Annotated in this window: 2 protein-coding genes and 1 pseudogene; 2 read left to right on the top strand and 1 reads right to left on the bottom strand. The window is 57.1% G+C overall.

Annotation, left to right across the window (positions count from 1 at the left end):
* Window positions 1–213, top strand: a pseudogene (locus H6M51_RS23510) (ATP-dependent helicase); the annotation flags it as partial.
* A gap of 1,228 nt (window positions 214–1,441) precedes the next feature.
* Complete coding sequence (locus tag H6M51_RS24790; protein WP_246780664.1) at window positions 1,442–1,657, top strand: hypothetical protein; 216 nt, start codon at window positions 1,442–1,444, stop codon at window positions 1,655–1,657.
* Between the two features lie 365 nt (window positions 1,658–2,022).
* Here H6M51_RS24790 and H6M51_RS24795 read toward each other — a convergent pair whose 3' ends face one another.
* Window positions 2,023–10,887: a DUF5801 repeats-in-toxin domain-containing protein gene (locus tag H6M51_RS24795; protein ID WP_348644572.1), complete on the bottom strand. Its 8,865-nt coding sequence runs from the start codon at window positions 10,885–10,887 to the stop codon at window positions 2,023–2,025.
* Window positions 10,888–10,896 lie beyond the last annotated feature (9 nt).

Raw genomic sequence — 10,896 nt, forward strand, 5'->3', positions numbered from 1 at the left:
AGCCTGATCACGCCGCAACGCTTTTACACCCATGGGCAGAATTCCAGGGGCGACAGACATGTCTATGCCTCGCGGACGCGTTTCATCCCGGCCATGCTCCTGCAGTTTTTCGAGCAGACGAGCTGGCCGAAGGTGGAAGCAACGACCACGGGACGAAGTGCCAGCCAGATCAGGATCGACGTCGCCGCCAAGATGCGTGGGATGTGGAAATAAAGTCCGGTCGATGAGGGTTTCAGCAAGCCGGACACCTGGCAACCCGCCGCATCCAACTGAATTTTGCGGCCGATGAGCCACATCCAGGCCGCAGCCATTTCAAGCCAGCCGATATCGACAGGTTGGTGGCTATCTGCGCCGTTTTTCCAAGATGACATTTAATCGGAAAGGCGTTGCCTCAGCAGCGCTCGTCAGCAAGTGTGGCAACGCTTCTGTCGGTCAAGATCGTTGCTGCCATCACTCTTGACCTCGGACCACACGAGAACATAATAGGAACGCGTCCCATTGTGATCCCCGTTAAAGGCAGGCTCTGATATGCAAGATCAATCCCAAAAGCGTCTTCGACTCAATGTCGCAATTGCGCTTGGCTGCCTGCGTCGCACAACCATCCGGAGCTTTGCTGGATCTGGCGCAAGCCGTCGCAGTGACTTGCACCTGGCCCCGTTCCTGGCAGATGCGATTGCCCGTTCTGTTACCGCATCGCTCAGCTTCTACAAGGATGACAGGCCCGTAGTCCTCAGCCGTCTGAGCCACCATATCGAAATGGTCTTGAAGGATGTGCCCGACAACGAGGCAAGAGCCTTGGCTGGAATTGACGCCAGGCAGCGAGACCAGGCAAGGCAGGCAATCGCGGGCCGTATCACTGAGCGCCTTTGTCAACGCTACATGATCCGCTTGCCTACTCGACCAGCCATAGTCCCAGCCAGCGGCGTTTGGTGCGGGCTAGACAGCGAGCAAGACGGCGAACGAGAGCGTCTCAGTATAGAAGTTACCAGCGAGAAAAGGCCAACAGGCCACTACAAAAAGCAGTAAACTCGTCCCTGCACGCCCCACGCGCTCCGGTGCACCATAGGTGGTCATTCCACGGCGGGTGACTTCGAGAAGGAAGCTTGAACGACGCCTTATTTGCGACCACTACGCTTAAGCAACCCTTGCAGCTTTAGTTCTTGAACCAGCAACGAGCGTAAATCATCAAGCGTCGCCAACCGCGTCCTTTGGGGGCAGCCGCCGAGATGACGTCAACACGAGCGGTGTGACAGCGCTTTTGTGACATGAGGCAGCAGAAATTACACGATCAGAGAGGGTGTCGGACCAACGGAGTATAGCTTGCTAACGGGAATGCCGCAGACATGCCGCAGTTTTGTTTGTGAGCGTGACGAACACCCCACCTTTTCTTTTGTGATTGCGGCCGCGAGATATGCTGCTTCATAGAGAGGAGCTGAATGGGATGGTCAGAGACTACGCTGATGCCATGCTTGGAGTCATGGATGAAGCCATGCATGAGGCTCGTGATGAAGGCGGATACCGACGGATTGAGGTGATCACCGGGCGACGGAAGCGGCGAGAACGTATTGAGGAAGGGAAGCCGCGGATTGTCAGCGCTGAACCCGACGCGAACATCTCAGCTGTTTCCGGCGGCACGGGGCCAATCGTGACTTGCTGAAAGCATGGCGTCGGGAAGCTGGGCGATTGGTGGAAAAGCAGGCAGCGCCTTGGTCAGGGAGCCGGCTCTCGTGCCAGCAAATGCAGTCGACAGCCAAGGCGTGCAACGCGCGATGGCATTCGATGTCGCGAGCAGTGCTGCGTGTAGAATTGAGATCGAGCTCGACGGTGCGCGCATGACCGTTGTGGGAGCGGTGGCGCCGGAGCGTCCGCACAAGCCAGCCGCAGCGGCAAAATGGCGCGCTCGTTGCGCTCACGATCAACTGCCTGCCAACAACGAGACCAGACGACGCGCGACGACCTTCACCAACAAGAAAGGGGCCACAACGGGCCCCTTCCAGGTTCAGTTGAGTGCGACAAAGCCAATCAGTCGTGCACGACCGGGACATGCTTGTCGTCATACAGGATCTTGACGTCGTGGACACCGTTCAGCATGACGATGTCCTTCGTCACACCCTCATCAGTGACACTGACGAACGTGTTCACGCCGTCGTTTCGTGTTGCGACTGCATGCAACCTGTCACCGTCGCTTGCATCCTCGCCCAGCAGGCTGTCGAGCAGTGCGGAGACATCCAGCGCATCGCCTGCTACGAAATTGTAGTCCGTGATGACATCGGCGACGTCGAATTCGCTAAACGCGGTCTCGTCGAAGACGAAGGTATCTGCGCCGTCACCGCCGGTCATCGTATTCAGCCCAAGACCGCCATTGAGGATGTCGTTGCCACCCTCTCCGAACAAGAAATCATTGCCGTCAAGACCAAACAGGGCGTCAGCGCCGGCCCTGCCATACAAGGCATCAATCCCAGTGGTACCGGTGATGGAGTCATCACCAGAGCCACCGAGAACGAGCATTGTATCCGAGGCATGGTTCTCGTTGAGACTGAATACAATGTCAGTGGTCAGATTTTGCAAGTTGAAGTCCGTATCAACATTGCTGAAGCTGTTGTCATCGATATTCAGAATTTCCGAATTGCTGCCTACGCCTACACTTATGCCAGAACCGGAGTTCTTTATGGTGTTTCCGGACACATTGCTCGTTGCATCATCATAGGAGTCGAGGTTCATCGCTGTCCGGACATTCTCGAAGACATTGTCGGTAATTGTCAGCGACGATGCGTTCCCGTCAGACCAAATGCCCCGGTTCCAGCTCGCAGTTCCGTACTTGCCAGGTTCCGCAAAGGAACCGCCAAATGCGTTGTTCTGGATTACAATGGCGCCGATAGCCGCCGTTGTCAGATAGATTGCGCGGTCTGTATCAGATCCGTTTGCACTCGCCGAAGCAAAGACACTGTTCATCAGCGAAAGGTTGGCGGCACCAGTAACTGTCAAGCCATTGAATGGCGTCGCATTGTTACTCGAGTTCCGGACTTCGACACCGTCGATCACGACCGATCCCACCGCCGTCGACACCGTGACTGTGCCATCGATCGTGGTTTCGCCACCACGTTCTTCATCACTTCCAGCAACACCGAAGTTGGCGCCACGGATGGTAATGGCCTTGGTGATCGTCAGATCTTCGTCATATCTGCCTGAAGCAACAACGATGACATCGCCGTCAACGGTGGCGCCATTGCTGATGGCCTCCTGGATGGTGGCGAACGAGCCGCGGTAGACATTCAAGCTGTCGAAGACCGAAACAGGATTGATGGTGATCGGATCACCACCACCGGCGAAGCTCACAGTCTCGACATTCATATCAACGGTTGTGACATCGGACGAGCCATTGTTCTGGATCGAAACCGTTCCGTCCGGATTGAAGGTGACCGTATAATCAGTGCTCGCACCGGCAAGTACGATCCTGTCGTCGCCTGAACCGCCGTCAAAGATGTCACGGCCAGCACCTGCGTAGAAGGTGTCATCGCCGTCGCCGCCGTTGAAGACGTCGTCGCCTACTCCCGACTTGAATGTGTCGTTGCCACCATTGCCGTTGAAGTCGATCCCAACCTTTGAATTGGGGCTTGTTCCCGACATCAGCGAAGCATCGACACTATCGTTGCCTGCTCCACCTTCAACCGAGATCGTATTGATGTTGATACCAGATCCGGCAAAGTCGCCGACGATATTCAAAGTCCCAGCCCCTGCAGTGAAGTCGACTTCGACTTCTTCGACCCCGCTGACGCTGACGACATCAGTGCTGGCAGCTTCCGAGACCTTGAAGCCAGATCCAACCGCCGGCTTCTCCAGGGAGATGGTTTGTCCGGCTCCCGTTGCACGCACCTGCAGCGTATCGCCAACTGCTGTGTTTGATCCACCGCTTATCTGGTCGGCACCATCGCCGACATTCCAGACAATGGTGTCGTCGCCGGCATCGCCCCAGATTTCGTCTGCTCCAGCGTCGCCGTGTATCGTGTCATTGCCTTCCTTGCCGCCAATGCGGTCGTTGTCGGCACCACCTCGGATGACGTCGTCACCCTTTCCGCCACGCAGAACATCCTGACCAGCGCCACCATCGATGATGTCATGGCCATCGCCGCCTTCCAGCGTGTCGTTGCCGCCCTGACCATAGATGGCATCGCTACCCTGACCGCCATAGATGGTGTCGTCACCATCGCCGGCCGCAAGGATATCGTTACCGCCATTGCCGCTGATCAGATCAGCGCCCGGGGTCATGCCGAAGATAGCGTCATCACCGGATCCGCCAATCACTTCATTGCCGAGATAGGTTCCCGGCATGCCATGATTGTTGACCGAGATGCCTGCACTGTTGCCGCCGGCGCTGTGATCGAGCGTGTTGTTCTCAATCGAAGTGCCCTCGCCGCGTGCCCGCAGGGCAAAACTGCCACCAGCCGTGTGTCCGGTGAAGATATTGTTCGAAATGTTCGAGTTCGAAGCGTCGATCGTCACCAGATTGTTGCCAGCAGACGTTCCTCCCGCTGCTCCGGTGATCGCGTTGTTTGTAAACGTGATATTGTCGGCGTTATTGCTCGCAGGTGTGGAACCCTGTCCGAACGCCACCAGCTGACGCGCCACGTTCGGCACGGTAAACTGATCGCCCGTCGCAGGCTCTGCACCAACAAAAGTCTTGCCGGAGAAGATGTTGCGATCAATTACTGCATTGGTAACCGCAGCATTCCAGTCGGAAAGCAATGCAGCTTCGCCATTAGCGACAACCTCATTACCGACCATATGGAAATTGTCGGTCGGGTTTCCGGCGACAGCGTTCAGCAGATAGACAGCAGCCTGTTCGATTCCCGGATTGCCCTTGTCAAATCCAACGATTGTGAAGCCGTCGTTGCCATTTGTGCCGATCGACACATTATCAATGCCACCCAGCACGGTGATGGTCGCGTTTTCAGAGCCGGTGGAGACGCCATTGATGATCGTGCTGTCACGACCGCCAACCGAGACAAGCGTGATAGAGACGCCAATCGTCACATTCTCGTTGTACGTGCCGGGAAGCACTTCGATCGTAAAGCCGTTCAACGAATTGTCGACGCCTTCCTGGATCGTGTTGTAGGTCCCGACCAGTTCTCCGGAAGCATTGAACACCAGGACGTTCGCCGTGAGGTCGAGTTCGACCTGGCCACCGTTGAAGTTGATATGCTCGACACCATACAGAGTATCGGTTTCGCCAGCGCTGGAGATCGTCCAGGAGCCATCACTGTTGCGGGTCACGGCATAATCAGCCTGGTTCCCATAAACAACAGTCGCATCACTTTCACCGGCTGTTGCGAGACGGTTACTCGTCACAGTGAGATCAGTCGCATTGCCATAGACAGTGTCGTTGCCGCCGTTGATGAAGAACTGGTCGTTGTCTCCACCACCGATCAGCGTGTCGTTGCCGGCGCCCCCCCAGATTTCATCATTGCCGGCGCCACCATCAAGCGTGTCGTTGCCACCGAGACCGGAGATCAGGTCGTCGTTGTCGCCGCCATAGATGGTATCCGAACCGGCACCACCGCCGAGAACGTCGTTGCCGGCATTGCCGGAGATGAGGATACCGCCACCGACGGCATCGCTCATGTAGGTGTCATTAACGATAATCACATCGCGACCATCGGTGCCGTTGATCGCTTCGATCCCGCTCATGAAGCTCGGAGCGGAATCGGTGTCGTGGACAAAGCCGGGGGTCGCTCCCCTGTTGAGCACGATGCTATCGCCGCCTGAGCCGCCACTGACGATGTCGGACGTGCCCGCAAGCCCTGCGATCGAAACTGCACGGACGCTGCCATCACCCAGTTGAATGTTGCGCGTGCCGCTTCCGGTCACATCCCCTGCAAGAACGAATATGTCATTGCCGGCGCCGCCATTCAGGCGATCACCACCACCCTTGCCGAAGAGCAAGTCGTCGCTGTCATCTCCGGTGAAGGTCTCGTTGCCGGATGTGCCCTGGATAGCGATATCGTTGGACGGACCTGCAAAGCTATTGACGACCGTCAGCGGTACGCCCGAGAGATCGATGGTTCCACCGACATTGTCGATGTTGAGGCCGTGCCACTTCGCGTTGACGTTGACGTCGAGACCACCACTGACGATCTGCAGTCCGTTGGCATTGGTGAAGTTGTAGATCGCCACGCCGACCTTGGAGTAGGTGCCGCTAACGTCGACATTGTCGAACACCACGGTGCCCATCGGCTGGAACGGAGCGTCCACGCCACGCAACTGGATGCCGTTTTCGGCAGCAGCGCCCGGATCTTTGACGTCAACATTCTTGAAGGTGACATTGCCGTTGTAAAGGAAGATGGTGATCGGACCTTCCCCTGCACCACCGGATTCCACAGTGGCATTGCCGGAGAAGCTCACGTTCTCCACCGTCAAGCCATCCACGTTGACAGCGTTTTCGACGAAGAGACCGTGATAGTCGCCACCGGTGACTTCCGCGTTCTTCAGCGAGACGGAGTCGTATTCTGCCGTCTTGGCGATCAGAATGACGGACGACGACGCACTCTTCAGATCGATGCCGTCAATCAGGAGCGATCGGCCGGCGCCACCGCCGTTGACGGTGATGGCCGGTCCAGCCTCGCCGCCATCCACAATGACAGTACCAACGCCCTTGAGGGTGATACCCTCACCGATGACCACGGCTTCGTTGTAGGTCCCTTCCCGGACTTCGACGGTGAAGCCTGCATCGGCAAAGTTCACGCCCTGCTGGATGGTCGCGAAGGTGCCGACCAGCTGGCTTGCGGCGTTGAACACCAAGACATTGGCTGTGAGGTCGAGTTCGACCAATTGGCCGCCATCGAAGTTGATACCTTCGATGCCATAGAGTTTGTCGGTTTCACTCGCGCTGGTGATGGTCCAGGAACCGTCGAGGTCACGGGTGACCGCATAGTCGCTCTGGGCACCGTAAACGATGACCGTATCGCTTTCGCCTCTCGCCGCGAGACGATTTGCGTCAACCGTCAGATCGGTCGCATTGCCAAAGATTGTGTCGTTGCCGCCGTTGATGAAGAATTGATCGTTGTCCCCTCCACCGATCATTGTATCGGAACCGCCGCCGCCGGCCAGTCGGTCCGCGCCGGAGCCGCCGTCGAGCGTGTCGTCACCAGCGCCGCCAGAGAGCACATCGTCCTTGTTGCCACCGATCAGAATGTTGTCAGCATCGTTGCCGATGAATTCGACCGCCGAGTTCGGGCTCTTGTTCTCAACATTCTCGATACCCACGACGGTGCTACCGTCGTAGTGGCCGCCAGTAATCGTGCCGGTTGAGAGGTTAACGGTAACCTTGCTGCCTGGAGACTTCACATGCAGGGTATCAATCCCTTCTCCACCGTCGAAAGCCGTCGTCTGCGTTGCACTATCGCCGCCCAGGACATCGTTGCCCTTGCCGCCGAAGAGGCTGTTGGTCCCCGTTCCTCCAGTGAGAACATCGTTACCATCGCCGCCTCGCAGAAGATCGTCACCAGCGCCGCCGGAGAGCACATCGTCCTTGTTGCCACCGATCAGAATGTTGTCAGCATTGTCGCCGATGAATTCGACCGCCGAGTTCGGGCTCTTGTTCTCAACATTCTCGATGCCGACAACAGTACTTCCATTGTAATGGCCACCCGTGATCGTGCCAGTTGCCAGGTTTACAGTGACCTTGCTGCCTGGAGACTTCACGTGCAGGGTATCAATCCCTTCTCCACCGTCGAAAGCCGTCGTCTGCGTTGCACTATCGCCGCCCAGGACATCGTTGCCCTTGCCGCCGAAGAGGCTGTTGGTCCCCGTTCCTCCAGTGAGAGCGTCGTTGCCATCGCCGCCTCGCAGAAGATCGTCACCAGCGCCGCCCGAGAGCACATCGTCCTTGTTGCCGCCGATCAGGATGTTGTCAGCATTGTCGCCGATGAATTCGACCGCCGAGTTCGGGCTCTTGTTCTCAACATTCTCGATGCCGACAACAGTACTCCCATTGTAATGGCCGCCCGTGATCGTGCCAGTTGCGAGGTTCACAGTTACCTTGCTGCCTGGAGACTTCACATGCAGGGTATCAATCCCTTCTCCACCGTCGAAAGCCGTCGTCTGCGTTGCACTATCGCCGCCCAGGACATCGTTGCCCTTGCCGCCGAAGAGGCTGTTGGTCCCCGTTCCTCCAGTGAGAACGTCGTTGCCATCGCCACCATCTAAGGCGTCGTTGCCAGCACCGCCGTCAAGAACGTCATCGTCCCCACCCCCGTAAATTGTGTCATTGCCGTTGCCACCATAAATGGTGTCCTTGCCCCAATCTCCGCGAATGAGGTCATTGCCTTCGCCACCCCAAATCCGGTCATCACCATTGCCACCGCTGATATCGTCATCACCACCAAGACCTGAGATAGCGTCGCTACCGTCACCACCGGAGATCTTGTCCCCTTGCGCATTAGAACCTTGCAGGACGTCGTTGCCCTTGCCACCTTCGATTTCAATCAGCGGGCTGTCCGAAGTCGTGTAAGCATTGGGAAGCAGGATAATGTCATCACCGTCAGTGCCTACAAACTTTTCCACACCCGATAGGCCAAGGCTGGCGTTCGCGCGATCGAAGACAAAACCGTTCGCTCCCGAGGCGGGTTCGAAGCGGACGGTATCGAAACCTGATCCACCGATGAGGGTATCGCCTTCACCTGAGCGGCCGTTGATGGAAACATCTTCGGACGTCCCATCCCCCCGCGTAAAGGTGCGTGGACCGTAACCGTTCACGACATCAATATCGGCTGAGACGATCAAGGTATCGTCATCATCGCCGCCGTCCAGCGTGTCGCTACCCTTGCCACCGATTAGGATGTCATCACCCTCATTGCCCTTCAGCACGTTGGCTTCAGCACCACCGACCAGGATATCCGCTACTGAACTGCCGAAAGCGTCGTTGACACCTGCCATGCCGTCGACGCCGACGATATTGGCGCCTGTCCGATCGGTCGCCGTGTTCGCAGCGACCGTCTGACCGCTTCGGTTCTCGGAAGCTTCGCTCAGATTGACAAACACGCCCGTGTCAAGATCGCTGTAATTGATCGAACCGATCGTGCCAGCTGCATCGACACGCACCGTAAACGAACCTGTCGCTGGGTCACCATCGCTGTCTGTAGCTGTTACAGTGAAGTCCAGATCGATGTGCTGATCCGTACCTACGGGCGATGTATGGTCGAGAGGCTGTCGCAGATCAAAAGTATAGGAGCCTGTTGATGCATCCGGCGTTACGGTAAAGACGACATTTGTGGCATCAATCGACTCTGGTTTGGCATCGACGTAAGCAACGAGCACGCCGCTAACCAGGGTGAAGGACACCACTTTTTCATTCGAGCGCAGCTCATTAACTTCAGCATTGGTATGATCTTTAACGCCCACAGCGGTGGAAATCGTAAGAGAGCGCGCCGCACCATCGTCAGCGCCCCAGTCAAGACCATTCAGGCTCGCAGTAACTGTTTTGCTCCCGTCCTCTGACACTTCACTACGCGCATTGTCGTCGAATACTGGGCTATCGTCATTGATCCGAACTGACAGCGTCACATCCAGAGGATCACCATCGCCATCCTTCGCGGTGACCGTGAAGTTGACAGACTGGCCAGCGCCACGACCGGAATCCCCCGGCTGATGGTCGATATTGCCGAGCAGGTCGACCGTCCATCCGGCGTCGTTCTGATCAAGTTGAGCCCTCAGCACAACCTCGTTGCTGCCGAATTTGTAGCCCTCGATAACCTGGCCATCAGCCGAAAGACGGAACATCACTGTCACACCGTCAGACTTCAAGCCAGAGTCGACACCGTTGAGGTCGCCTGCAACGAGAATGCCGGATCCAGCATTCGGAACATTGAACCCACCAGAGAATGCGGTCGATCCAAAGCCATCGGCACCGAAATTGACGAGCAGATTGCCCGAAGCGCTTGGAGGTTGCGCGCCATCCGTGCCGGCACCCTGGACACCAAGGATCGCTGCGATGTCGTTCTCCTGCATGCTCGCGTTCGAAACGCCAGGCGCAACGCCAGCCGGATTGCTTACCACAGGCGCATCGTCACGAATGCGGATGGACATGTTGACATCCACATAGTCGCCGTCACCGTCGGTCGCACGAACGTCGAAGTTTAGCGACTGCGCGTCACCACGGCCCTCAGCACCCGGCTGATGATCAATATTGCCCAGCAGGTTGACGGTGTAGCCACGGTCCGTCCCGTTCAGAATCGCCCTAAAGACAACTTCACCCTCGCGGTCCGGCACGAAGCCTTCGATCGTCCGGCCATCATTGACAAGACGGAGGTATACGGGATCACCATCCGAGGTAAGGCCAGACTCCGCCCCTGCGTTTTCGTTGACAACGAGTACACCGCTATTCTCGTTCGGAACGCTGAAAGCACCGGAAAATGCAAGTGAACCAAAGCCATCAGCGCCGAAGTTCACCTTGCTGATCTGACCGGAGAGCGACTGAGGCTGATTGCGATCCGTGCCAGCAGGCTGAACGTTGACAATGGCTGCAACATCATCTTCATCAAGCGGCGCATTGTGGTTACCGTCCCCGGTCTGAACAGGACTGTCGTCGATGATTTTGACAGTGAAGCCGCTCTCTGCGACATCGCCATCGCCGTCACGGGCGGTGAAGGTGAAGCGGAAGGAAAGGACATCCTCATTTTGGGCGCCCGAGGCCTTCACGGGATGATCGAGAACGCCATCTAGGTCGAACTCATAGGAACCATTGCCCTCGTCGGACAGCTTGACCGTGAAGACAAGATTGCCTTCGGCACTGCCAGCACGGGCCGTCAGTTGCGTACCATCGCCTGACAGCGTGTAGACAAGGGCCTGCCCCTCCGATTTCAGAGATGCAAGCGTTGCACCGCCACCGCTCACCGACAGGAA

It is taken from the genome of Rhizobium sp. AQ_MP, from assembly GCF_014237835.1.
Classification (GTDB): Bacteria; Pseudomonadota; Alphaproteobacteria; order Rhizobiales; family Rhizobiaceae; genus Allorhizobium.